23 protein-coding genes are annotated in these 26,241 nt (G+C 47.7%); 15 read left to right on the forward strand and 8 right to left on the reverse strand.

The window, feature by feature from the left end:
• Nucleotides 1-261 precede the first annotated feature (261 nt).
• From F453_RS0112890 to F453_RS0112925, 8 genes are all read left to right on the forward strand, one after another.
• A complete protein-coding gene (locus tag F453_RS0112890; protein ID WP_018968382.1) occupies nt 262-951 on the forward strand; it encodes a phosphatidylserine decarboxylase family protein in 690 nt (229 codons plus the stop codon).
• A gap of 15 nt (nt 952-966) precedes the next feature.
• Entirely contained in the window at nt 967-1,689 is a 723-nt protein-coding gene (gene pssA / locus F453_RS0112895; RefSeq protein ID WP_018968383.1) for a CDP-diacylglycerol--serine O-phosphatidyltransferase, read from the forward strand.
• Nucleotides 1,690-1,691: 2 nt separating this feature from the next.
• Nucleotides 1,692-1,970: a DUF4834 family protein gene (locus F453_RS0112900; RefSeq protein ID WP_009237469.1), complete on the forward strand. Its 279-nt coding sequence runs from the start codon at nt 1,692-1,694 to the stop codon at nt 1,968-1,970.
• An 869-nt stretch (nt 1,971-2,839) separates the two neighbouring features.
• Nucleotides 2,840-3,796: a methylenetetrahydrofolate reductase gene (locus F453_RS0112905; RefSeq protein WP_025790160.1), complete on the forward strand. Its 957-nt coding sequence runs from the start codon at nt 2,840-2,842 to the stop codon at nt 3,794-3,796.
• Entirely contained in the window at nt 3,793-4,932 is a 1,140-nt protein-coding gene (locus F453_RS0112910; RefSeq protein WP_018968385.1) for a DNA polymerase III subunit, read from the forward strand. The genes F453_RS0112905 and F453_RS0112910 overlap by 4 nt, the downstream gene beginning before the upstream one ends.
• A 153-nt stretch (nt 4,933-5,085) precedes the next feature.
• Nucleotides 5,086-6,414, forward strand: a complete 1,329-nt coding sequence (locus F453_RS0112915) for a PSP1 domain-containing protein (protein WP_026292582.1) — start codon at nt 5,086-5,088, stop codon at nt 6,412-6,414.
• A 7-nt stretch (nt 6,415-6,421) separates the two neighbouring features.
• The gene (locus F453_RS0112920; RefSeq protein ID WP_018968387.1) at nt 6,422-6,913 is read left to right on the forward strand and encodes a gliding motility lipoprotein GldH; all 492 of its coding nucleotides are present in this window, start codon (nt 6,422-6,424) and stop codon (nt 6,911-6,913) included.
• A gap of 283 nt (nt 6,914-7,196) precedes the next feature.
• A complete protein-coding gene (locus F453_RS0112925; protein WP_018968388.1) occupies nt 7,197-8,087 on the forward strand; it encodes an Abi family protein in 891 nt (296 codons plus the stop codon).
• A 296-nt stretch (nt 8,088-8,383) separates the two neighbouring features.
• Here F453_RS0112925 and F453_RS0112930 read toward each other — a convergent pair whose 3' ends face one another.
• The 8 genes from F453_RS0112930 to F453_RS0112965 all read right to left on the reverse strand — a co-directional run bounded on the left by F453_RS0112930 (nt 8,384) and on the right by F453_RS0112965 (nt 17,856).
• Nucleotides 8,384-8,947: a hypothetical protein gene (locus F453_RS0112930; RefSeq protein WP_018968389.1), complete on the reverse strand. Its 564-nt coding sequence runs from the start codon at nt 8,945-8,947 to the stop codon at nt 8,384-8,386.
• A gap of 87 nt (nt 8,948-9,034) precedes the next feature.
• Entirely contained in the window at nt 9,035-9,586 is a 552-nt protein-coding gene (locus F453_RS0112935) for a hypothetical protein (RefSeq protein WP_018968390.1), read from the reverse strand.
• A gap of 268 nt (nt 9,587-9,854) precedes the next feature.
• Nucleotides 9,855-10,268: a tRNA (adenosine(37)-N6)-threonylcarbamoyltransferase complex ATPase subunit type 1 TsaE gene (gene tsaE / locus F453_RS0112940; RefSeq protein ID WP_018968391.1), complete on the reverse strand. Its 414-nt coding sequence runs from the start codon at nt 10,266-10,268 to the stop codon at nt 9,855-9,857.
• A gap of 104 nt (nt 10,269-10,372) precedes the next feature.
• Nucleotides 10,373-11,932 (reverse strand): T9SS response regulator signal transducer PorX, encoded by a 1,560-nt coding sequence (gene porX, locus F453_RS0112945; RefSeq protein WP_018968392.1) that lies wholly within the window; start codon nt 11,930-11,932, stop codon nt 10,373-10,375.
• Between the two features lie 3 nt (nt 11,933-11,935).
• Nucleotides 11,936-15,316 (reverse strand): type IX secretion system periplasmic lipoprotein PorW/SprE, encoded by a 3,381-nt coding sequence (gene porW / locus F453_RS0112950; RefSeq protein ID WP_018968393.1) that lies wholly within the window; start codon nt 15,314-15,316, stop codon nt 11,936-11,938.
• On the reverse strand, nt 15,303-16,130 hold the full coding sequence (locus tag F453_RS0112955) for a metal ABC transporter permease (protein ID WP_018968394.1): 828 nt from the start codon (nt 16,128-16,130) through the stop codon (nt 15,303-15,305). Before F453_RS0112955 ends, porW begins: the two co-directional genes overlap by 14 nt.
• A 70-nt stretch (nt 16,131-16,200) precedes the next feature.
• The gene (locus F453_RS0112960) at nt 16,201-16,605 is read right to left on the reverse strand and encodes a hypothetical protein (protein WP_018968395.1); all 405 of its coding nucleotides are present in this window, start codon (nt 16,603-16,605) and stop codon (nt 16,201-16,203) included.
• Nucleotides 16,606-16,608: 3 nt separating this feature from the next.
• Nucleotides 16,609-17,856 (reverse strand): 3-phosphoshikimate 1-carboxyvinyltransferase, encoded by a 1,248-nt coding sequence (locus F453_RS0112965; protein ID WP_018968396.1) that lies wholly within the window; start codon nt 17,854-17,856, stop codon nt 16,609-16,611.
• A 634-nt stretch (nt 17,857-18,490) separates the two neighbouring features.
• On the opposite strand from F453_RS0112965, the gene F453_RS0112970 reads away from it, so the two are divergent.
• The 7 genes from F453_RS0112970 to tssD all read left to right on the forward strand — a co-directional run.
• A complete protein-coding gene (locus tag F453_RS0112970) occupies nt 18,491-19,093 on the forward strand; it encodes an IMP cyclohydrolase (RefSeq protein ID WP_026292583.1) in 603 nt (200 codons plus the stop codon).
• Between the two features lie 324 nt (nt 19,094-19,417).
• A complete protein-coding gene (locus tag F453_RS0112975) occupies nt 19,418-20,440 on the forward strand; it encodes a rod shape-determining protein (RefSeq protein WP_009237454.1) in 1,023 nt (340 codons plus the stop codon).
• A 4-nt stretch (nt 20,441-20,444) separates the two neighbouring features.
• Nucleotides 20,445-21,308 carry a rod shape-determining protein MreC gene (gene mreC / locus F453_RS0112980; RefSeq protein ID WP_009237453.1) on the forward strand — a complete coding sequence of 288 codons (864 nt, stop codon included), beginning with the start codon at nt 20,445-20,447 and terminating at the stop codon, nt 21,306-21,308.
• Nucleotides 21,309-21,326: 18 nt separating this feature from the next.
• The gene (gene mreD / locus F453_RS0112985) at nt 21,327-21,869 is read left to right on the forward strand and encodes a rod shape-determining protein MreD (protein WP_009237452.1); all 543 of its coding nucleotides are present in this window, start codon (nt 21,327-21,329) and stop codon (nt 21,867-21,869) included.
• Between the two features lie 14 nt (nt 21,870-21,883).
• Nucleotides 21,884-23,734, forward strand: coding sequence for a penicillin-binding protein 2 (mrdA, locus tag F453_RS0112990; RefSeq protein WP_009237451.1), 1,851 nt, complete (start codon nt 21,884-21,886; stop codon nt 23,732-23,734).
• A complete protein-coding gene (gene rodA / locus F453_RS0112995) occupies nt 23,715-25,187 on the forward strand; it encodes a rod shape-determining protein RodA (protein ID WP_025790161.1) in 1,473 nt (490 codons plus the stop codon). The genes mrdA and rodA overlap by 20 nt, the downstream gene beginning before the upstream one ends.
• Nucleotides 25,188-26,106: 919 nt before the next feature.
• The coding region (gene tssD / locus F453_RS15505; RefSeq protein ID WP_309546380.1) for a type VI secretion system tube protein TssD at nt 26,107-26,241 on the forward strand (135 nt) is incomplete at its 3' end.

Consider the following 26,241-nt stretch of genomic DNA (forward strand, 5'->3'; position numbering starts at 1 on the left):
TTCTTATTATGTGGTAGGATGTTCAACCGCAGTTTTGCTGTGCCTTTATAAGCTACCTATGGTAGTGTTGGCGTTTGGTTGCGTGTATTTGTATTTTTATAACCATGCACATTGTTGTTCCAAAAATCCCATAAAACGCACGCCCTTTCTCGTTAAATTTGCCTATTTCTCGCCCAAAGTGTGAAGAAAACGTTACACGAACTTGTCTAATGCGTTAAAAATCATTATCTTTGCATCCACATTAAACAGCAACTACCGCCAATGGTTAATAAAATAAAGAAACTGAAGAAGATTAGAATACACCGCGAAGGCACTGAAACTCTGGTGCTTGGGTTCATCGTACTTGCCATCGTAGCGCCTCTTTTATGGGTATTTTTCGAATGTAAAGTGCCGTTTTGGACATTCTTGGTGGTATACGGTATTGCATACGGCATTATCATCAACTTCTTCCGCTGCCCCATACGCCTGTTCAACGGCGATACGGAAAAGGTTGTGGTTGCACCTGCCGATGGTAAAATCGTGGTGATAGAAGAAGTTGACGAGAATACTTACTTTCATGATCGCCGCATCATGGTGTCTATCTTCATGAGCCTTTTCAACGTTCACGCCAACTGGTTTCCCGTTGATGGCAAGGTGAAAAAGGTAGAACACAAGGATGGTAACTTCCATAAGGCGTGGCTTCCCAAAGCCAGCGAGGAGAACGAACATGCCGACGTCGTGATAACTACGCCCGACGGAGTGGACATTCTCTGCCGTCAGATTGCTGGTGCAATGGCTCGACGCATCGTTACCTACGCAAAACCAGACGAAGATTGCTTTATCGACGAACACCTTGGCTTTATCAAATTGGGGTCGCGCGTTGACGTGTTCCTCCCCTTGGGCACTGAAATTTGCGTAAAGATGGGGCAACTTACCACTGGCGACCAAACCGTTTTGGCCAAGCTTAAATAATAGGGGACACTGAAAATGGCGAACAAAATCACCCGACACATACCCAATATCATAACCTGTTGCAACCTCATTTCGGGTTGTGTCGCCACCGTTATGGCCATTTATGGCGACTTGTGGCTCGCCTTACTCTTTATTGTTATCGGGGCCGTGTTCGACTTTTTCGATGGTATGACGGCGCGTTTGCTTCATATTTCTTCGCCCATTGGCAAAGAACTCGACTCGCTTGCCGATGTCATCACCTTTGGCTTAGCCCCTTCGGCGATGCTTTTTCATCAACTTGCAGTCTTAGAATACCCCTTCGGAAGCGTCTGTCGGTGCCAGATTGCGGTTTTTTTGCCTTTCGCGGCTTTTCTGATGACGGCCTTTTCTGCCCTCCGTTTGGCCAAGTTTAACCTCGACGAACGGCAGACAACATCGTTTATCGGACTGCCAACACCTGCCAATGCCTTGTTTTGGGGGTCGCTTTTGTTGGGACTCGACAGGCAGATGGAAACTGTAAATTGGGCTCCGTTGGCTCTCATTGCCTTGATGTTGCTCAGCTGTTGGTTGCTTGTGGCCGAACTGCCTATGTTTGCACTCAAATTTAAAAACTGGGGATGGAAAGACAACGAGGTGAGATACGTCTTCGTACTTAGCTGCATACCCCTGCTCATCATCTTTAAAGGGCTGGCCTTTGCCATTATCATTGCGTGGTATGTGTTACTTTCGGTCTATGTCAACGCCACTAAAAAACAATAGCAATGGAGTTTTTCTTTAAGTCGATAGGTCTGCTATTGCTATCGGTGCTTGTTGTTGTGCTGATATCTTTTTTGATGATGTTTAGGCGTATCGTTAAGTTTGTACGCCAAACCTTCCGCCAATTCAACACCTCAACCACCTCTTCGTCCACTTCAAAAGCTTCTCAACGTGCAGGCAAAGATGGTGAGGTAATTATCGACAGTCGCACCTCCGAGCGTATGAACCAAAAGATTTTCGAACGAAACGAGGGTGAATACGTAGACTTTACGGAGGAAAAATAGGTCTCCGTTTTTCAATATACGCCAAACGGAAACATAGCTCTGAAAATTAGTCAGCTACGTTCTCGTTTTGCTGTTTTTTGCTAGTGATTTTGTTATCGCTAATATGGAATGCCATTCCATCTTATCTGTACTCCTGTTCCAGCTTATCTGTTCTCCTATTCCATGTCACATGGAACACGGTTCCATCTTAGTTGGTACAAGACGGATGCTATAAAAACAAAGTTCCATTGATTGTCAGTTGTTTGCAAAAGGCTTGTGTCTTGCCGTTAAAAATATGCCATACATAACGCAATCTCATAAAAAACACCTTCTGCAAACATATATCTTGGGCGTTTGTCAATAAATGTTGTTGCTTGGTAGAAGTAAGTTCGCTTGGCTATGAAATGGCAAATAAACCGACTTCAGCCATTGTTCGAAACTACGAAATACAAGAGAAGTTCGCCAGTGTCTTATTGCACACAAAACGCTGTCATGTTGTAGTCTGTGAATCGCTTTAAGAAGCAAAAAACGAAAGCATACAGTGCTAAAAAACAACAAAGACAAAATGTAACACGAAAAAGCGAAAAAAATGTTGTAACTTTGCATAAGCTGTCCTGCACTCGGCAATTCGAGAACAAGTTCTCATTGCGCTCGTTGGTGGCAGCTTTGCATAAGCTGTCCTGCACTCGGCAATTTGAGAACAAGCGCTTAGTGCATCGACAGACAACAACTAGGCATAAACCAAGGCTGAATTCGCAAACACAAACGTGTGGTGGAGGTAGTTGGGTGCATTGGTTATCTATCCCTATGGCGTCAAACGCTACATGCAGGCGTCACCAAAGTAAGGGAAATGTGGGGTTTGCACGGCATAGCCCAAACGCTAGATGAAGATGAAAGTAAGTGATTTCCTAAATAAAAAGGCAGCAGCCAAGGCCCTTTCGTTCGAGGTGCTGCCACCACTCAAAGGCAATGGCACGGCACAATTGTTTCGTACCATCGATCGCTTGCGCGAGTTTGACCCAAATTACATCAACATTACCACCCATAACAGCGAGTTCGTTTACCGCCAATTGGACAACGGACAGTACGAACGCGACCGCATTCGCAGACGTCCTGGCACCATAGCCATTGCTGCGGCCATACAGCAACGTTATGGCATACCTGTTATTCCACACATTATTTGCAGTGGCGCAACGGTAGAAAGCACCGAATACGAACTGCTCGACTTGCAGTTTTTGGGCATTCAGAACCTGTTGTTGCTACGTGGCGATAAGGCGCACGATGAGCGAATGTTCACCCCAACACCTAACGGACACGCTCACACAACCGACCTTATTGAGCAGGTGAACCGCTTTAACGAGGGCTTTTTTGCCGACGGAACGCCTATGAAGCATCCTGGCGAGAGCTTCGAATATGGTGTGGCGTGCTATCCCGAGAAACACGAGGAAGCGCCAAACCTCGATATGGATATCGATTACTTGTTTCTTAAGCAGCAGCTTGGTGCAAAATACGCCGTAACGCAGTTGTTTTACGATAACCAAAAGTTCTTCGACTTTGTGGCAAAGGCACGCCAAAGGGGGGTGACAATCCCCATCGTGCCAGGCATAAAGCCGTTTGCCAAGTTGGGGCAGCTGTCGGTTATACCGCGAACGTTCCATTGCGACCTGCCCACAGCATTGGCCCATGAAATCGTTAAGTGTAAAACCGACGACGATGCAAAGGCCTTAGGCGTGGAATGGGCTACGCAGCAGTGTCGCGAACTTTATGCGCATGGCGTGCCTAGCATTCATTTTTACACCGTTTCGGCGGTCGATTCAATTTGCGAAGTGGCTAAAAAACTGTTATGAACTGGAACGACGTGATAGGCCAAGACGATGTTAAACGTCGACTCGTAAGCATGGTGCAGCATAACCGTTTGCCCCATGCGCTGATGCTCTGTGGCCCTTCTGGCAGCGGAAAAATGGCTTTGGGTTTGGCTTTCGCTTCGTACCTGCTCTGCGAACGCCATGCTGAAGGCGACGCCCCTTGCGGCGAATGTGCTTCGTGTGCCATGATGCGCCGCTTCGAACACCCCGACCTGCACTTCTCTTACCCTGTTATTCGCCCTGCTGGAACATCCAGCGAGCATAAGATGAACAGCGACGACTTCGCCCCACAGTGGCGCGAGATGTTGCAAAAGACGCTCTATCCCTCGATGGATCTTTGGCTCGACCAAATGGATGCTGCCAATCAACAGGCCCAAATGGGTGTTGGCGAGAGCGACTTGCTGATGAAACGTCTCGGAATGAAGTCGAGTCAAGGTGGCTATAAGGTGGCAGTGGTGTGGCTAGCCGAACGTATGAACCAGGAATGTGCCAACAAGTTGCTGAAGCTTCTTGAAGAACCGCCTGCTCAAACGCTGTTTATCATGGTGTGTCAAGAGCCCGAACTACTGCTCGAAACCATTAAGAGTCGCACCCAACGCATTGATTTGGCCCCCATTACGGTGGCCGACATGCAGCAGGCACTTATCCAAAAGCGCAACATCATGCCCGAAGATGCCCGCCGTGTGGCCCGATTGGCCAATGGAAGTTGGACTAATGCGCTGGCCGAGCTTAGCGTCGACAATGAGAACAAGCAGTTCCTGGACATGTTTATCATGCTCATGCGCTTGGCCTACCAACGAAATATACGTGAGCTGCGCCGTTGGAGCGATGCCGTGGCAGCCTACGGGCGCGAGAAACAAAAGCGTATGCTGACTTACTTTGCACGTCTGATGCGCGAAAACTTCATGTTCAATTTCGGCATTGCCGATCTTGTGTACATGTCGCGAGAAGAGGAAGACTTCGCAAGAAACTTCGCACGCTTCGTGAACGAACAGAACATCGTGGAGATTTCCGAACTTATCGACCGTTGCATTCGCGACATCTCGCAGAACGCTAACGCCAAAGTGGTGTTCTTCGACTATGCCATCAACATGATTCTCTACATCAAGAAGGCATAAAAGGCGGTTCAATCGCCACTCGTTCAGCTTGTCGCCCGGCTGCTTCATTGGGCAAAAGGCATGGTTCGAGTTAAAACTAATTGCACTCTCCGGCACGATTTCGCACGCCAAGGGCGTACATCCTGCCGTCAACATATAAACAAAAACGAACAAATGGATTACAAAAATATGAAATTCAAGGTGGCCACAGGCTGCGATCATGGCCTTTGCTGCGGCGGCTGTTGCAAGTCGGACCACCAACTAAATACCTTTGACTGGCTGGCCGACGTGGTTAACGACCCCGACAAAACCGACCTTGTTGAGGTGCAATTTAAGAATACTCGCAAGGGATATTACCACAACGTGAACAACTTGCAGCTAACAAAAGGCGACACCGTAGCGGTGGAAGCAAGTCCTGGGCACGACATTGGCGTGGTTACACTTACGGGTAGGCTCGTGGCTTTGCAGATAAAGAAAGCCAATTTAAAGTCGGCCGACGACATCAAACGTGTCTATCGATTGGCCAAGCCCGTAGATCTCGACAAATATCAAGAGGCTAAAAGTCGTGAGAACGACACGATGATACAGAGCCGGCAGATTGCTAAAGACCTGGGTTTGAAGATGAAAATCGGCGATGTAGAGTATCAAGGCGATGGAAATAAGGCTATATTCTACTACATTGCAGATGAAAGGGTAGACTTCAGACAGCTTATTAAGGTGCTTGCAGACACTTTCCACGTGCGTATAGAGATGAAACAGATTGGCGCACGTCAAGAAGCGGGGCGCATCGGTGGAACGGGACCCTGTGGAAGAGAGCTGTGTTGCGCTACGTGGAATAAGAATTTTGTTTCGGTTAACACTAATGCCGCTCGCTTTCAAGACATTTCGCTCAATCCGCAAAAGCTTGCGGGCATGTGCGGGAAGCTGAAATGCTGTCTCAATTACGAGGTAGACAATTATGTGGAGGCTGCCAAGCGCATGCCCAGCAAAGAGGTTTCGTTGCACACGGGCGATGCCGAATACTTCATTTTCAAAACCGACATATTGGCGGGAACAGTGACTTACTCTACAGATAAGAACCTCGCCGTGAACCTAGAGACTATTACGGCCGAACGTGCAAGGGCCATTATCGAGATGAATCGTCGTGGCGAGAAGCCCGATTCGCTTGTAGAGGAACACCACAAACAGCACGTTGACAAGCCTGTCGACCTTTTGGCTAATGCCGACCTTAGTCGATTTGACAAGTCGAAGCGGCCTAAACGCCAGTCGAACGGCAAACCCAAGGGCGATAAGCGCGATGGCTCTGCACCCCAGAATGGTGCTCCACAACGCAAGGAGCAGCAACGCCAGCGCGACCAACAGCCTGAAAGGCGCCGTCCAAGACCACAACAGGCGCGTTCGCAAGAGGGAAAGCAGGACAACAACGGCAACCGACATCGTCGCGACAACCAACGTAGGCCCACCCCTCCCACGGCAAACGCCCAACCGCAAAAACAAGAATAACAAGCCCATGAAGCGTTTAGTGAAAGGCGCATTGGTGGCTCTTGTAGCTGCCTTGGTTAGCGCATGCACCATGGATACCGTCTTCCACCGATACAGTCATACATCGGTGAGCGGATGGGAGAAGAACGACACCCTGAAGTTTTACGTTCCACCGCTTCATCAGGGAGGTGTCTTCGCCCAGCAACTAGACGTGCGCATCACAGGCGCTTATCCCTTTACGGCTGCCACGCTCATCGTAAAGCAACGCATAGTGCCAGGTAATAAGGAACTGACAGACACCATCAATTGCACGTTTAGTAAGCCCGATGGCACCCGCCTCTCGCGTGGCATCAGCTATTACCAATATAGTTATCCCATAGCCAAACCCGATTTGCGCGAAGGTGATAGCCTAGTGGTGAGCATCTACCACGACATGAAACGCGATATGCTGCCTGGAATATCCGATGTGGGCCTGCATATCAGTCGTGTTAGCTATTTGCATAATGTGCTGTATAAATGAGGTGAGTTCCTTAGTCTGCTTGAATTTATCTGGTTATAAGTTCTCGTCTGTTAAGACTTTCCCCCTTTTTTATAAACTCATAAGCTTATGGTTGGTGTGTGTTATGATAAAAACTCAGACGCAAAAAAGAATAAAGCACATAACTTAAATACGTAAAAACCCAAACGCCACACCTACTAAAAAGCGGATGTGGCGTTTGGGTTAGAAAATCAAACATTCAGTGTTGTTAAGGGCAATTGTATCAAATAAAGTCTTTAACTTTGCATGATAAAAGTAGAATTTAATGGGAACACAAAAGTTAGCAACGACAATCGACGAACAAATCAAAAAGCTTAGGGAACGCTACATGGACATTAGCGACGAGAAAAAAGCCAAAGAAAACCTTTTGGATATTGGTTATTATAGGTTAGGATTCTATTGGTTTCCATTCGAAAAGAGCTATCCTAGGAAGAGTAATCGTACACATAAATTTAAACAAGGTACGAAGTTCGAATATGCCATACAACTATATTACTTCGATTTCGATTTAAGAAATATCTTTCTTCGTTACATAAGCAGGATTGAAATAAATTTCCGGACACAATTAATTTATATCGCATCCAACAGGTATAAAGACGATCCATGCTGGTACATAAACCCCCAATACGTCAAAAAGGATTTTATTGAGAGTCCATTATTTAAAAACGCGATTGCTGAAGCAAACAAAGAACCTGCTATTAAGTGGGATGCGAAATGCTATAATAGGAAATATGCACCAGCATGGAAAACCTTAGAGCATTTCACTTTTGGCTCAGTCATATCTTTATATGAGAATTTAAAGGACGGGAAACTAAAACATGATATCGCTTCTACTTATGGAATACAATCTCCTAAGCAATTCTCTAACTATATCAATACGGTTAGAAGGTTGAGAAATTACTGCGCTCATGGGAAAGTTCTCTTTGACATGAAACTTCGCGAAGCAATAAGTAAGGGGCCTGCTGGCGATATGGGGAACAAGAAAACAACGCTTTTTGGTGCTTATCAAGTATTTAGATACCTATTGGGGAGAGTTTCAAACAATAGAGTTTTGAGAATGAAAGAAAAACTTTTAGATGCCTTTAAGAGGGTGAAGTATCAAGAAGTGAAAGATGTTATCCTTGCTAATTCGGGATTTAAGATTGAGGAAATCTAAAAATATATGGTTAAAGGCTTGCATATCGTAGAAAAATGAACTACCTTTGCAACGAACAAAAAGTGCACATGTTTGCTATATGCTTTCATACTGCACTATAAAAGGGACTGAAAGAGGGGCTGCCTACATGGCAACCCCTCTACTTTTTGAATGGATGTTATGTTTTTGAACTTCTAAGTTCGGGTGTATTCTTAAAGCGTAGCTACATTTATGCCAATGGCAGTTGGCAGAGAGTGTTTTTCCAATGCTAAGCAGATGTATGGTATCCCACTGTTGAAGCTTGAATGGTTTTGCGCTTATTGTATGAAAAATACACGTCTCTTTTTATAATTTGATATAGCGATGGGTACGATTATTTTATGTATTGATGACGAATCGGATATGCCAATGGAGCTTAAGGTTTCCTTCCAAAATGTTTCTTTATCTGTTTCTAAAAATGCCCCACGTATCCTAAAGCATGCATAATGTATCTTTTCTCCCGTAAAGAGCGTAATGTATCCTTTTTGTTCAAGCTGTTTAAATGCCATATTGAATTCGTTTATAAATGCTTGGCAGTCGCTGAATGTGTCTTCACTGTGTCCGAATGCCAGCCCATAACATTTTTCGTATGCATTGTTTGTTATCGGAATGTATGGACATGAGGCGTAAACACTATTAATAAACAACTGTATATTGGTAAGGTTTACGGTGATAGTGTCTTGTTCTGTGGCTGCAGCGAAAACGAGTGGGTATTGTTTTCCGTCTAAATTTGTTGTGAACTCAACATAGGTGTAATCGCTTGCACGCAAAGGCTGTGAACTTTTTTGAGCATGGCATAAGGCAACGTTGAATGTGAATAGCAATGAAACAATAAACTTCATAACTTTATTTGGGATGAAGTAAAAACTGTGGAACATATTCAGGTAATGGTGCTTTGACCCCTTTTAGGGATATTGTCGGCTTTGTTTCTAAACGTAACTGATCTTTACGATCTGCTTTGTGGAAAGATTTAGAAGAACTGTTATATTGTCGTTTCTTTTTCTGCTCTTATCTTTAGCAAGAGAAATAATGGTTATTGCTTTCGGTGGGCATATCGCACTAAGTGTGCCATCGTTAGGGTAAATGATGTAGTTGTATTTAAATAGGTTAACTAAGACATAGACGTCTCTATCTTTTTTGTAGGCTAGATATTGCCTATAATATAGCTCTATGTTAGGTGACGAAGTCGTTGGGTTTGCTTTTTCCCACTTTGTTGTGTCCATAATGATTGCCTTTATTGTGGCAATTTCTTTATCAGAAAGTTGATAATATGATCTTTGTGAATTGTAGAATGGGGTTTGGTCGTCGTAACTGGCATCGTGACGCATGGGTATGTCGCGGCATTCTTTCAATTCCTCTGTTGCATATATCTTCACTTTAATAGGCGTATTCTTTCTTTCAGGCTCTTTTTTAGAGCTGAAGTTACAGCTAGCGACAAGTAGAGAGGTCGCGATTAATGCAATGTGTGTTAGTTTGTTCATGGTTTTTCTCTTTTATTTGTTAGTGTTTGAGACAGAATAATGTGGATTGGTAGAAAATGATTAGCAGTGCATAGTCTTTTTAAAAAAGAAAGATTGTTGTGCAGAGGTGCAGAAAACGTGTAGTGGTGGCTATTAGATAAAGGCGTGGAGGAAGGCACTATGCGCAGAGAATGAGGAGAGAGTGTTATAAGAATTGGTCTTTATAGGACGTGAAACACCATACCCATGTCTTGGTTCTCTATGCATAGCACCTTCAACCGCGCGTGATTTAAAACATCACCGTTCTGCTTCCGTCAGCTTGTTCTTCTATTTTCACCTTTACGACATCTGCTGGCAAAATTTCTTCGATGAGTTCGGGCCATTCTAAGAAGCAGAGAGAACCGCTATAAAAGTAGTCTTCGTAACCCATGTCGTACACCTCTTCGAGCTTTTTAATGCGGTAGAAATCGAAGTGGAAGATGGGTTTGGGTGTCTGTTCGCTGTGATATTCGTTCACGATGGCGAAGGTGGGCGAAGTGATAACGTCTGTAACGCCTAGCTCTTCGCAGATGGCTTTGATGAAAGTTGTTTTGCCCGAGCCCATCTTACCATAAAAGGCGAATACCTTGCCCGTGCCTATATTGTCGATAAATTGTTTGGCCACGTTGTGTATCTGGGCCAACGATGTGATTGTAAGTGTCATGATGCGTTATGGGTTTTGGCCGTTCCGAGGGTATGTTTGCCCTTTGGTTGGCGGTTAAATGCTTATTTTGAGTGGAAGTATTGCTTGCGCTAGAAAATGCGTGGTTATCGTCTTCGCCGCATGGTAACCAGCGGAACGAGCATCTCTTCCATGCTGATACCCCCATGTTGGAACGTATCTTTGTAGTAAGATACGTAATAATTGTAGTTGTTGGGGTAGGCAAAGAAGCTGTTTCCTGTGGCGAAAACGTAGCTGGTGCTAATGTTTGGCGAAGGCAATTGGGCTTTGTGAGGCTCTTTGATGGCAAAAACCTCTTTAGCGTTATAGTTCAAGTTCTTGCCCAACTTATAACGAAGGTTGGTGTTGGTGTTGCGGTCGCCCACTATCTTTACGGGTTTTGAGGTGCGTATAGAACCGTGGTCGGTTGTGAGAACCACGGTGAAATCGCTCTGCGAAAGTCGCTTAAAGAGGTTGGCGAGTATGGAATGGCGAAACCAACTGAGTGTGATGGAACGGTAAGCAGACTCGTTGTTGGCCAGTTCGCGTACCATGCGCGACTCCGTTCTGGCGTGCGAAAGCATGTCGATAAAGTTGAATACCATTACGTTAAGGTCGTTTTGTGCCAATTGCGAGAAGTGTTCGAGCAGCTTCTCAGCATCTGCCGATGTATTCACCTTGTTGTAGCTGAAGGTGTCGTGACGGCGATACCGTTCTATCTGCGTCTTTATCAGCAGGTCTTCATTGAGGTTCTTACCCTCCTCTTCATCTTCGTCTACCCATAGGTCGGGGAACATTTGCGCAATCTTGTGGGGCATAAGACCGCTGAATATGGCGTTGCGCGCATATTGTGTAGCGGTGGGAAGGATGGTGATATACATGTCTTCGTCGATGTCGAAGAGATCTCCAATTTCGCTTTCGAGCGTTTTCCATTGGTCGTATCGAAAGTTATCGAGCACGATAAGGAAGACTTTCTCACCCTTGTCGAGCAAAGGGAAGATGGTAGACTTAAATAGGTCGGGGCTCATCACGGGTCGCCCGTTCGATGTAGATGCGCCCTCAGCCACCCAATCCATATAATTGGCCTTTACATATTTGGCAAAACCATTGTTGGCCTCTTCTTTTTGGGTTACCAATATGTCAGCCATGCTGCTGCCCGTATTACTCAGTTCCAATTCCCAGTGTACCAACCGACGATACACTTTGCGCCAGTCGTCGAGTGTTTTGCAGTCCATTATCTGCATAGCAATGTCTTGGAAGTTCTGCTGATAGCCCGTTTGCGTCACTTCGGAAACTATCTCCTTACGGTGGATGTTTTTCTTCAGCGTAAGCAATATCTGACTCGGGTTTACGGGCTTGATGAGGTAATCGGCTATTTTCGAACCGATAGCTTGCTCCATAATGTTCTCTTCCTCGCTCTTGGTACACATCACCACGGGCGTGGCAGGCTGTATCTCCTTGATGCGTTGCAAGGTTTCGAGTCCTGACAGACCAGGCATCATCTCGTCGAGCATGATAAGGTCGAAGTTGCGCTGTGTGCATTGGTCTAGTGCATCCATGCCATTGCTCACGGTTACAACCTCATAACCTTTCTTTTCTAGAAATATAATGTGGGCCTTGAGCAATTCTATCTCGTCGTCGGCCCATAAAATCAATCCATTGTTCATTGTCTAAAATCCTTCTAAATCGTAGTATTCGTCGTCGGGGTCAATCTCTTTTCGTTTCGGCTTAGCAGGCGTTTTAGGGTTGTCTTGCTTAGCGGTGGGCGTCTTTCTAGGTTCAGGCTTCTTGCCCTTATTACCTAGATCGTCTTTGAAATCAATACCCGTGTCTTCTTTCTTCTCTGTCTTTGTGGGTTGCTTTTGGGATTTGGGCTCCGCCTTGACAGGTGTTTTGCCCTTTGGCAGCGTTTGGGTTTGTGGCGTTTTACCTCTTTGTTGGATGGGTTGTTGCGCCTTTTGTTGGGACTTACTAGTGTTTTGCTTTGCCTTGGAGGTACTGGGTGCATCGTCTTCTATCACGATGGTACCATCGTCAGCATGTTGTGTGCGTTGCTGTGTCGCTTCTATCACCGTTGTGTCGTCTGCCTTTTGCTTTGTTGCAGAACTGCCTTTTTGCTTTTGGTTAGGCTCGTCTGTGATAGGGTACGTATCGTCGTCAACTTCCGTTGCCGACTTTTCGTCGGGTAAAATGAAGTCGTTATCCAGTGCGCGGTCTATCTCTTCGATGGTGGGAAGTCGTACGGGAGCTTCGGGACGCACAATTTCGGCAGGCTCATTTAGCAGTCGGAAGGTGCTTACTTTTAGTGGAGCAAAATGCTTGGCGTAGAATTTGTCGTAGTCGTCGAAGCTAAACTCCTTGCCAAGAAGTAGCATATTTTCTTCGCTAATTACGATTCTACGGCCATTGTGCAATCTTTTCGTGATGCCCGTTTGGCGATGTAGCTCGCGTGCATACTGCAATGCCTCGTCGAAATTGCGGAAACCGCTCACCGTCATCAGGCGTAATCCATTGTCGGTTTCGGTTCGTATCTCGAAGTTTCGTACCAGATAGTTGGTGAAATTATATTTGGCTAGGGCGAATAGCAACTGGTTTTCGTTTATGGAATCGGGCTGATAGGCCATCACGAAGAGGAAGTTGGCGTTGCGGTCGTTGCTAAACTGTTTTCCTTTAAGACTGTCGGCAGCGTTGGTGGCAGCAGTTCGACGTTGCCAAATGTTGTTCAGGTCGAAACCGCCCGCTTGTACGCGCCTGCCCGCCTTAATGCCGTTTACAATCATTGCGGCCATTTTGCTGAGTTCGCTTTGGGGATATTGCTCCACCAGCGTTTGCAAACCGTTGAGGCAGCCATCGATGTTTCCACCGTGGAGCATAGACAAAGCCTCTACGAATAGGAACTTGTCACGGTTGGCTCCATGCTTAAACTTGGTGGCAGAAACCTTTGCGTTGCGCCTCACTATATCGTAGTTCTCGGCCTTGAAGGCATCGTAGGTGGCGGCGTAAAGCGAATCTTCGATATGTTCGCCTCGCTGCGCATTGGTGAAATAATAGGGATCGGCCACCAGCTCGGTAAGTTCGTGCTTGGGATATTGCTGTTTCAGCAAGTCTACATAGCGTTGTGCTGTGGCTTTGTCGCCCTTACGCATGTATAGTAAGAAGAGGTGATAATACACCTGGGGCATCTTATCGAACTGCGGGTAGCTGTCGGTGAGTCTGCGTAAGGCTTTTTCAGACAGGCCAAGTTGATCAAGCTTATCTTTGAAAATAACGCCCGAATGGAATAGTCCATCGGTGAGCAGCAGGTCGCTAGCTTGCCGTTGCTCGTCGGTGAACGGAATTTGCGCCAGGTAGAACTCGCGTTTGTGTGGGTCGTTTTCGGCCGTTTTCATGGCGTTTTGTATGGAGTCGCGGTGTGCTTCTTCGGCCAATAGCGAGTCGCGTTGTGCAGACGAAGGTTCGTTGATGGGCGTGTTCAGGGCCACAGCGGCCTTGTTCAGGCGTTGCCAGTTATCCACGTTGTCGCGTTTGCCCCATTGGCGTTCGAAAGCGGCCTTGCCTTGGCTCACGGCGATAGGGTTGTAAAAGTACCATCCGCCACCCTGTTGCGTGCGTTGCATGGGTGTTTGGGTATTTGGCATGTCAGAAGCGGCACTGTTTTGTGCGATGGTTCTGCGGGCTGTCTCTTCGTCTTGTGCGTCGCGTTCTTCTTTTTCTTTCTTCTTTAAGGCGGCAATCACGCGGTCGATGGCTGCGTTGCGTTGAGCTTCGGGCATGGTGGCCAGCAGTTGTAGGGAGTCTTGCAGATGCACCGCTTCAACGTGCGGTACCAACTCGTCGAGTATTTTTGAGCGCTTTGAAAGCTCTTCGTAGTCGGGCCGATCTTTATCGAGAAGTCCCAAAGCCTCGTTGTAGCAGCGGCGTGCGTCAGAGAAACGTTGCTTCTGCCAATAGACATTGCCCAACTTGAGCATTAAAACACCCTTCTCAATACCATTGCGTGTGGCTCGTTTTCCACCGTTTTCGTAGGCGGCAATAGCATTGGCAGTGTCGCGTTGTGCCAAATAAATGTTACCGATGGCATAGTACACTTGGTCTAGGTAGTCGCGATTGTTGTCGTTAGCGGCCATTCGTCGCAGTTTGGCAATCATCTTCTTGGACTGGCCTTGCGCCAAAACCTCGGTTTGGGCGATGCGTGCATTGAAGTCTAGTTCATAAGAGGCGTGCATCGATGCTGCCTTTTTGAATGCCTTATAGGCAGCGTCGCGATTGCCCACGAGACTTTGCAACTGCCCCATAAGAAACCATTGGCGCGCCCGTTGCTTGCGTCGCATCTCGTGCTTGATAACCTTTTGCAGATAGGGGATGGCCTTTTGCCATTCGCCAGTATGCAGATGGTAGAGCGTGTGGGTATAATCCCACTCCTTAACGGCACGCCAATCCATCGAATCTCTGCTCATATTGCGTATCACGTCTTCAGCATCGTACATCCATCCTTGTTCAATATAAGTCTTGGCGAGCCATGCGCGGGCCTTGGCATATATGTGGGGTTGGGTGCGATAGAGGCGTGACATGTAGGCAAAGGTGGATGCGGCTTGGTCGAAATCGCCCTTATGGAACTGCGAACGACCCATAAGCATCCACACGCGCCACATAAAGGGGTTGTATTCGCGACGATTTAGCCACTCGATATCACGCTGGGTCTTGCGTCGCTTCTTATCCCACGTGGGGCGTCGTTTAATGCTGTGCAGCTGAATGGCCTTCTCGCTCTTGAGAATAGCACGCTCGAAGTTGCCTTTGCCAAGTTCTTTGCTGCCCTTATTGGCCACGGGGTAGAGGGGCAAAAGCTCGGTATAATTGTCTCGGTTGCCGTTTTCTTTCTCCAGCATACCGTCTACATAAGCCATGTTTCCGTTGTAATAAACGTTATAACGGGTGTTGAAAGCTTGCCACCAACGACTGCGTGCCGTGTTCTTACTGGCCGAACAGGCAGCGAGCAGCAGCGCGAGGGCTAGCCACAAGGCAAGGCTATATGTGGATTTAAATTGTTTCAAGCTGGCGTTGGCGTTTTTTGAAAACAATGTTGCCTATCTTTAACACGAGATAGACAAGGATGCTGACGAAGATAATGGATGCGCCCGACGGTACGTTGAGTGCGTATGAGAGGCCCAGACCCATGAGACAATCTACCCAACCGATGACAATACTCCACGCAATCATGCGCTTGAAGTTGTGGGTAAGCACGTTGGCCGACATCTGGGGTATGGTTAGCAGGCTGATACTAAGCACTATGCCCACCATGCGAAGCGTTCCCACGATGGTAAGGGCTATGAGAGCCATCATCAGGTATTCGATAAATGCCACGGGTAAGCGTTGCGAACGGGCGAAGTCTACATCGAAAGCCACACTTAGTATTGTGCGATAGAGTAGCGCGAAGACAATGGCCACCACCACAAGCAGTGCGGCAAGCAGCCAAAGGTCGGCCTGACCGATGGTGAGGATGCTACCAAAGAGAAAGGAAGGGAGGTCGGGCATGAAACCGGGAGAAAGAAAACAACAGATGATGCCTAGGCTCATGCCAAACGTCCAGAATACGGCAATGGCCGAATCTTCGCGTACATCGCCCCTGCGCGACATCCATTGCACACCGAAGGCACTAAGAACCGAGAACACCATGGCCGAAAGTATGGGGTTGATGCCTAAGAATACGCCTAGCCCAATACCACCAAACGAGGCATGCGTGATGCCGCCGCTGATGAATACCAGTCGCCTAGTGACGATGTATGTGCCGATAAACCCGCACAGCACACTGGCCAAGAGCGAGCCGAGGAGGGCGTTCTGAAAAAAGGAGTATTCTAATATGTCCATTCAAAAATCTGTTTCACACTTGTTTGTTGGCCAACAATGCTCCGTAGCTTCGTGGCTTATGGCGTGGCGGTTAGGCCAAGCTTGCGTCGTTGATGACCATTATCACCTCGTCTTTCAACTGGTTGGGCAGGTTTATTTGTCGCAGTATTAGGCTTCTGTTCCAGCCCTGCACGTCGCTTGGGCGCATGGTGTAGAACACCTCGGCAAATTCTTCGGCCTCGCTGTCGGTATAGTCGGCCGAGTCTCTTCCGCGGTATTTGTCCAGCTCTTCGTCATCGTAATATTCCACATCGCGCACTGCCGCCTCCAGCATACAGTCGTGTTCGCACCGCTCGTCTTCACCCGAGCAGGTGGCGCATGAAGCCGTGTCGGCCTTCACCACATCGGGTTCGCCCGCGTTTTTTTTACGCGAGAGCAGTCCCAACACGGCCGCAAAGATTGCTAAGCCTAGCAAGGCCAACAGTAGTATGTGCATTGTCTATCTCTCGTTTATTTCAAATCCCGACTGGCGAAGGTCGCTCCAAAACTGTGGATACGACTTACTCACCACGCCAGGTTGGTTTATTTTCACTTCTTTATTTACTAAAGCCACAGGCGCAAAGGCCAGAGCCATGCGGTGATCTTCGTATGTGTCGATGGCTTCATCTGATGGTCGGCAGCGCATTCCGTCCCAGGCCAGTTCCCCTTCGCCCATCTCGCGGAGTACAAAACCCAACTTCGCCATCTCTTTCTTCAATGCCTCGATGCGGTCGGTTTCCTTTATTCGCAGGCTCGACAGTCCCTTGAAATAGAAGGGAACACCCATCATGGCACACGTAACAACCAGCGTTTGCGCCAAGTCGGGCGAGTTAACAAAGTCGTATTCCAGCTTGGGCAGTCTTGTGCGCAGCTTTTTTAGCGTCACTTTCGTTAGTTGGCCCGCAGGATGTTTCGAAAAAACGGTCTTCACGCCTAGCAAAGAGAAGATGTGACGAACCACCGAATCGCCTTGCTTAGAGTTCTCACTCAATCCTTCAAGTTCAATGGTTGCATCGGGATCGTTGCTTAACGCCACCATCTCATACCAGTACGAAGCCGCGCTCCAATCGCTTTCAATGCTGTATTGACCCACATTGTATTGGCCAGGTTTCACGCTAATGGCATCGATGTCTGTCCATTCGGCCTTCGCTCCATATTCGCGCATCATGCAGAGGGTAAGGTCTATGTAGGGCCTAGAGGCAATTTGTCCCGTCATTTTTAGCTCCAAGCCTTTCTTTAACGAAGGGCCAATCATCAACAAGGCCGATATGAACTGCGAACTGATACCTCCTGGCATCTCCACATTTCCACCTTCGAGCGGCTTTCCGTAGATGCGTATGGGTGGGTAGCCGTCTTTGGCTTCGTATTCTATCTTTGCACCCAAGTATCTAAGCGCCTCTACAAGGGGCTTAATTGGCCGTTGTCGCATGCGTTGCGTACCTGTTAGCGTGTGTTCGCCCTTTCTACAGCTTAGATAGGCAGTCATAAAACGCATGGCGGTGCCAGCGGCGCGAACGTCAATGTTCTTCGGCATGTCGGTGAGCGCACGTACCATGACGCGCGTATCGTCACAATTCGATAGATTTTGTGGCAGTATGGGTCTGCCAGACAAGGCGTGCATGATGAGCGCCCTGTTGCTTATGCTTTTCGAGGCAGGTAGTGTAACCACCACCCTTAGCTTTTCTGGGGCAACGATTGAATATTGCATATATAATAAATGTGCGATTAGGTTATTGCAAATTTAAGCAATATTATCGTGATTGACAAGCGTGAGGAGTTAATTTTTTGGTTGTACAGACATTTCGTTTATTTACCCAATCCACCCCGCCTATTTTGTAAAGACGGCCTTTAACTTGAGTTTTCGAGTTTATTATGGCGAAATAGGTTTGGTTCTAGCATTTCGCCTACAAGCGCTTTTACTAGCAACGAATCAGTACAAAGCCGTTTGTAGTGGGGCTACAAGCCTTTTGTAGTCACACTACAAGTCTTTTGTAGTCACGCTACAAGCCACTTGTAGTCCCACTACAAGCACTTTGTAGCCACACTACAAGCGCCTTTGTACTGACGCATGTGTCTGCCAAGTGTTGTCCGTTTGCTTAAAGACGGTTAATTACAAAGCCTCGTCTTTCTTACGATAAGCTTCTTTGTTCGTTCGTTTTGTAGGCTTGCAAGTCTTGTGATTTGATGGCTTGTGCACGATAAAACTTATATGCTAAGAAACCCGCAAATTAAGAAACTCATCTTTTTTAATATATATAATGTGTTTTTTAGCCAAACGATTGGTCTACTCTTCGATGTTTTTCGTAACTTTGCAACTCGAATATCACAACTCAGATAGGTTTATGGCTGAAACAAAGAAGATTAGGACAGCACTCGTGTCTGTATTTCACAAGGACGGACTTGACGAGTTGCTCGCCAAATTAAACGATGAAGGTGTAAAGTTTCTGTCTACTGGAGGTACACGCCAGTTTATCGAAAAGCTTGGCTACGAATGTGGTGCTGTGGAAGATGTAACGGATTATCCCTCCATTTTGGGCGGTAGGGTGAAGACGCTTCACCCAAAAGTGTTCGGCGGAATTCTAGCCCGACGCGATAACAATGCCGATCAAGCGCAGATGGAACAATATGGCATCAACCCCATCGACTTGGTTATCGTAGACCTATATCCCTTTGAAGAGACGGTGGCCAATGGCGCAAGCGAGGCCGATATCATCGAGAAGATAGACATCGGGGGTATCTCGCTCATCAGGGCTGGTGCCAAAAACTTCAACGATGTGGTGATAGTGCCCAGCAAAAACGAGTATGGAATGTTGCTCGACATTCTGAAAACCAGTGGTGCCAACACCACTCTGGCACAGCGCAAGGCATTTGCCACACGCGCTTTCGGCGTTAGCAGCCACTACGACAAGGCCATAAACGCATGGTTCGAGGCCAGCAAGGCTTGACCGTAGACCTAATATGCTTGCCTAAACATTCGCCTTATGCTTCACTGCGATTTGCAAGTAATGCTTGTAAAGCTCAGTAAATGCAAATGATATGATACTAGGTAGAACTGCAAAGGCACGTTTGGAGTAGAGCCCTTCGCGCAAACGAATATCACGTAAGGGAACGTTCGGGCGCGATTGAAATGAGAAATAAAAATTAATAACATAACGGACAAACAACACACGAGGGACAAAACCGCTCGGCAAAGCTAACCCAATGGGATAGACACGCAAGAAGAATGTCGCCACGTTGAGGCAGTCCAACAACCGAAAAACAAAGAAGACATGGGATTTTTTTCTTTCATGCAAGAAATTGCGATGGACCTTGGGACGGCCAACACCATCATTATCAGCGATGACAAGATCGTTGTAGACGAACCTTCTGTGGTAGCACTAGACCGCCGAACCGACAAAATGATTGCCGTAGGCGAACGTGCAAAGCTGATGTACGAGAAGACACACGAAAACATACGCACGGTAAGACCGCTGCGCGATGGTGTTATCGCCGACTTTACGGCTTGCGAACAGATGATGCGCGGACTGATTAAGATGGTGCATACGGGTAGCAGACTGTTCTCGCCTTCATTGAGAATGGTTATCGGTGTGCCTTCGGGAAGCACCGAAGTAGAACTTCGTGCCGTGCGCGACTCGGCTGAACACGCCGACGGACGTGATGTTTACCTCATCTTCGAACCAATGGCCGCTGCCATTGGTATTGGAATTGACGTGGAAGCGCCCGAAGGAAACATGATTGTTGATATCGGTGGAGGTTCTACTGAAATTGCCGTTACCTCGTTGGGAGGCATCGTTTCGAACAACTCTATTCGTGTGGCAGGCGACGACCTCACCGCAGAGATACAAGAATACATGAGTCGCCAGCACAATGTGAAGGTGAGTGAGCGTATGGCCGAGCGTATCAAGATCCACGTAGGCTCTGCTCTTACCGACCTAGGAGATGAAGCTCCCGAAGACTACGTTGTGCATGGACCGAACCGTATCACGGCTCTGCCGATGGAAGTGCCCGTGTGCTACCAAGAGATTGCTCACTGCTTGGACAAGACTATCGCTAAGATTGAGAACGCTGTGCTGTCGGCTTTGGAGAACACGCCTCCCGAATTGTATGCCGATATCGTGCAGAATGGTATCTATCTCACAGGTGGTGGCGCTTTGCTTCGTGGTATCGACCGCAGGCTGAAAGAAAAGATCAGTATTCCTTTCCACATCGCCGAAGACCCATTGCACAGTGTGGCAAAGGGTGCAGGCATCGCATTGAAGAACGTTGAGCGGTTCTCGTTCCTCATGAGATAAGTGCATGCGCAACCTCTTTGCATTTCTCACGCGCCACAACCACTGGTTCGTTTTCTTGGCTCTCGAAGTGATTAGCGTGATATTGCTGTTCCAATACAACAGCTATCAGGCTAGCGTGTGGTTCTCTTCGGCCAATGAAGTGGCAGGAAAAGTGTACGAAGCCAATTCGTGGGTGGAAACATTCTTCTCGCTTAGGCAAGTAAACAAGGAACTGACACAACGCAACCTTGAGCTGGAACAGCAGATGGTGGCCATGCAAGAGTTGCTAACACGTGCCAAACACGATAGCACAGACGTGGCACGAACCCAAAAGCAGGCGCTTGAAGGGTTTAAGCTGTATCCCGCGAGGGTTGTGAGTAACTCGCTCGACAAGAAAGACAACTTCATCACCATTGATAAAGGCTGGGCCGATGGCGTAAAAAAAGACATGGGCGTGGCTTGCGGAAGTGGTGTGGTGGGCGTGGTCTACCTCGTTTCTCGCAACTATTCGGTGGTGATACCTATCCTTAACTCGCACTCCAATATCAGCTGTATGATTAAAGGGCGAGGTTATTTTGGGTATCTACATTGGAATGGGGGCGATCCTGGCATTGCATACGTAGACGACGTTCCACGACATGCTCGTTTTAAGTTGGGTATGAATGTGGTTACGAGTGGTTATTCGTCCATCTTCCCACCGGGTGTGTTGGTCGGCAAGATACTGCATGTATTTAATTCGCCAAACGGACTATCGTATCGCTTGCAGGTGAAGTTGGCTACTGACTTTGGTAGGCTGCGTGATGTGTGTGTGATTGACAATGCAGGAATGGAAGAGCGATTGGAGATGATGCGCGCCGTGCAAGACTCGCTCAAGGTGAAACGCGAATAAGGGCGACGCATAAAAACAATGGCCGAAAGGCCAATAAAAGCAGAGAGAAAGAATACAGACATGACCGTAGGCGTATTGAAAACATTGGGGACTTTCCTCGTCTTCCTGTTGGTGCAGGTGCTGGTGCTGAACCATGTGCACCTCTTCGACAGCGCCACACCTTTGCTATATATATATATGGTGTTGCTCTTCCCGCGCAACTATCCCAAGTGGGGCATGCTCGTTTGGGCCTTTGCCTTGGGCATTGGTGTGGATATGTTCTCCAATACGCCAGGTGTGGCAGCGGCTTCGCTAACACTTGTGGCCCTGTTAAGGCCTTACCTTTTGGAACTTTTTATCCAAAGGGAGAGCGCCGAAGACCTCGTGCCTTCCATTAAGGTGCTGGGCTTTGGGCGATATTTGTTTTTTGCCTTCATCAACATCTTCACTTATTGCTTGCTTTTCTTCTCCTTAGAAGCCTTCTCGTTCTTCAATTGGCTGCAGTGGGTTCTTTGCGTGGCTGGCAGCACGTTGCTCACGCTGGTGTTGGTGATGGTGCTAGATAACCTTAGAGGTAGGTAAGGGAGATACGTGGCGTGAAAGATTTCGAATTCGACAAAAGGCGATTGGTTATCGGTGGGGTGGCTATATTCATTGTTACAGTCTATCTCATCCGCCTCTTCACGCTTCAATTGCTCAGCGACGACTATAAGAAAAACGCCGATAGTAACGCCTTTCTCAAGAAAATAGAATATCCCTCGCGTGGCGCAATCAGCGACAGGCATGGCCGTTTGCTTGTTTACAACCAACCAGCATACGACATCATGGTGGTGATGAACGAAGAAAAGGGGCGCTTAGACACAATGGAGTTTTGCAATGCCTTGGGCATTACCAAGGAGTATTTCATCAAACGGATGAACGATATCAAGGATCGCAACAAAAATCCAGGCTATTCGCGCTTTACCGAACAAGTGTTCATGAGCCAGCTTTCTGATAAGGAGTTCAGCGTTTTCCAAGAGAAAATTTTCCGTTTTCCTGGTTTCTATGTGCAGAAACGAAGCATCAGACAGTATCAGTATCCATACGCTGCTCACGTTTTGGGTGATGTGGCCGAGGTATCGAAGAGCGATGTGGAGAACTCCGACTACTATCAGCCTGGCGATTACATAGGCAAGCTGGGTGTAGAACGTAGTTACGAGGAGCAGCTTCGTGGCGAAAAGGGTGTGCAAATTCTTTTGCGCGACGCCCACGGACGTGTTCAGGGAAACTATCAAAATGGAAAGTTCGACCGTAGACCTATTGCAGGCAAAGATCTCACATTGAGTATCGATATCAAGTTGCAAGAATTGGGAGAGCGTTTGCTTGAAGGCAAGATTGGTAGCATTGTTGCCATTGAGCCATCTACGGGCGAAGTGCTTTGCATGGTTTCGTCGCCTAGCTACGATCCGCGTATCATGGTGGGCCGACAGAGAGGTAGAAATCACCTCGCTCTTTCAAAAGACGTGTGGAAACCGCTGCTCAATCGCTCTATCATGGGACAGTATCCGCCTGGCTCAACATTTAAAACCACACAGGGACTTACATATATGACCGAGGGTATTATCGACCAAAACACCCTCTTTCCTTGTGCTCGTGGCTTTAATTATCGTGGTTTGCACGTGGGATGTCACCCTCATGGCGCACCGACCAACCTTGTGCAAGCCCTCTGTACCTCATGTAACAGCTACTTTTGTTGGGGTTTGTTCCGTATGATTGGTAACCGCCAACGCTACCGTAACGTGCAAGAGGCCATGAATACATGGCGCGATTACATGGTAAGCATGGGCTTCGGCTATAAGCTTGGTATCGATTTGCCTGGCGAAAAACGTGGTTTGATACCTAACGCAGCCTTTTATGATAAGGCATATAAGGGCTCTTGGAACGGATTAACCATCATCAGTATCTCCATTGGCCAGGGAGAGGTGAACTTAACACCACTGCAAATAGCCAACCTAAGTGCAACCATCGCCAATCGAGGCTATTATTACATTCCCCACGTTGTGCGTAAGGTGCAGGGAGAACCTCTCGATACAATCTATCGACGACGCCATTACACCAAGGCTAGTCGTGAAGCTTACGAGTATGTGGTAGAAGGTATGCGCGCATCTGTGGTAGGTGGTACATGCCATGCAGCCAATAGGGCCGACTATTTGGTGTGTGGAAAAACGGGTACGGCACAAAACCGCGGACAAGACCACTCTGTTTTCATGGGCTTTGCACCTATGGAAAACCCCAAAATCGCCATTGCCGTGTATGTGGAAAACGGTGGATTTGGTGCTACATACGGCGTGCCCATTGGCTCGCTCATGATGGAACAGTATATCAACGGAAAACTCTCGGCCTTCTCGGAGGCACAAGCTAGCGTTTTCCAAAGCAGAAGAATAGCTTATGGTACGAGCAACAGATAGGCAACCGAGCATGCTTGGCTCGCTTGATTGGTGGACGATTGGCATCTACCTCGCACTACTCATCTTCGGGTGGATTAGTGTTTGCGGTGCCAGCTACACCTATGGCGACACCGACATCTTCAGTCTCGATACGCGTTCGGGCATGCAGATCGTGTGGATTGGCACGTCTATATGCCTCGGCTTCGTGCTACTCACCCTCGACGACCATTTCTACGACACCTTCGCCTTCTTTATTTACGTGGGCATGCTGTTGCTGCTCTTCGCCACCATTTTCAACCCTCACGAGATTAAAGGCTCGCGTTCGTGGCTCGTTCTTGGTCCACTGCGCCTGCAACCGGCCGAATTTGCCAAGTTCGCCACGGCCCTAGCTGTGGCCAAACTGATGAGTACTTACGGCTTTACCATGAATAACTGGAAGCATTTTGGTTCTGCCTGCCTGGTGATCATATTGCCCATGATCTTCATTGTGGCGCAAAAAGAAACGGGGTCGGCCTTGGTTTACTTCTCGTTCTTCCTCATGTTCTATCGCGAAGGCATGTCGGGCAGCTTCCTTTTCACGGGTGTAGCCATGGTGATCTACTTTGTTGTGGGCGTGCGTTTTGAACAAGTGATGCTTTGGGACACGCCAACCTCGCTCGGTCGATTCATCGTTTTGATCCTTGTTCAAGTGTTTACGGCGGGCATGGTGCGCAGTTACATTAACGATCGCGGACGAACAACGCGCCTTGTAGCCCTTGGAATACTCCTCACAGGTCTGTGTTTGCTGGTGTCTAAGTTCATTACGGCTTTCGATGTCACTATTGTGCAGCTCATTTTAACCGGTGCCCTTGTGTGTTGGTTAATCTATCGTTGGCTCAGCGCTCGTATCCGCAACTATTTCTACATTGCGATCTTTGCGGTTGGCTCGGTGTTGTTCTTCTATTCGGTAGATTATGTGCTTAACGATGTTATGGAACCCCACCAGCGAGTGCGTATCAACGTACTGCTGGGACTAGAAGAAGACCTTGCTGGTGCTGGCTATAATGTGCACCAAAGCGAAATTGCCATCGGGTCGGGTGGACTAAGGGGTAAGGGATTTCTTAACGGAACGCAAACCAAATTGAAGTTTGTGCCGGAGCAAGATACCGACTTTATTTTCTGCACCGTTGGCGAAGAAGAGGGCTTTTTAGGCTCGGCAGCAGTGCTGTTGCTCTTCCTTGCGCTGATATTGCGACTCATTAAGCTGGCCGAACGGCAACCTTTCAAGTTCGGACGCATCTATGGTTATTGCGTGTTGAGCGTGTTCCTCTTCCACCTTTTCATCAATGTGGGCATGGTATTGGGGCTCACGCCAGTTATTGGTATCCCCTTGCCGTTCTTCAGCTATGGAGGTTCCAGTCTTTGGGGCTTCACAATCTTGCTATTCATATTTTTGCGAATAGATGCCAGTCGCAACAAGTCGCGAATGCAATAAGCCATTTAGACTCGTGTCTTAGCCTTGTTTTTCGCAAGGTGGTTTGGTTCGGTTCCTCTGTCGCTTTGTGCGGTATTTGCAATTGTTTTTGTCATATCTTATTTCCAATTCTCTCTCGCGTGCGCGCGTACCTTAATATATATAAGGCAGGGTTTATACTGATGTCGTGGCAATGGCGTTATGTTTTCCCTCTTGACCGATGTAGCGCAGGCGACTGTTCGGCATAAAGCCGAAGGCGGTTTTGATGGGTTTTCATGACCAAAGGGTAGTTAATAGGTTGTCAGTAGATTAAATCATGTGTCGTTATCGCTAAGACGTAACCCTGTTACATGTCACCCGGAACACTGTTCCATCTTATCTGGAGCATTGTTCCGCCTTGTCTGTAATGGCATTCCATCTTACCTGTAACGAGGCGGGCGGTTAGCGAGTTGTGTCCTTGGGCTTTGCCGTTGGGGTTTCAGGGCTTATTGCTATGGGATGGTGAACTGCTCCTGAACGCCTTAGGGCATAAGGTCGCTCGCACGCACGACAGGCCCCGAAGGGCCCGAAGGGCACGCCAAGGGACATGGCCCATTTGTCGTTTCGGTGCCCTCGTGTCTTTTCGGGCTGCCCACACACCCGGAATTAAGATTCGTTATGTAAAATTTTGATACGCACCTCCTAGGTTTAAAGAGGGTTAATTTTTTGAGATTCGGATTCCTTTTTCTTGATTTTTTGGGATTAAATGTCTAGATTTGCAACATCAACCACGTTTGGCCGCGTTCCTTACGTTCTGCCATGGAAAACAGCTGCGCATGAGGGGCTGAGGCGGAATCAGGCGGCGTTGACGGCGTTCTCTTTTCGTTGCCCTCGCGCATGGGGGAAATGGAAGGACAAGACGCATAGTGTAAATATTCAACAACAACCTAAAACAAGATTTATGAGTTCATTCAGAGCCACATTGGAAATGGGAGGTAAGGAGTACGACGTTCTGTATTCCAACTACGAGTTCAAACGCAACACCGACGCCAAGGGCAAGCCCGCCTCGAGCGTTACTGGCGGGTACGTGTCGGTG

It is taken from the genome of Hoylesella loescheii DSM 19665 = JCM 12249 = ATCC 15930 (assembly GCF_000378085.1).
Taxonomy (GTDB): domain Bacteria; phylum Bacteroidota; class Bacteroidia; order Bacteroidales; family Bacteroidaceae; genus Prevotella; species Prevotella loescheii.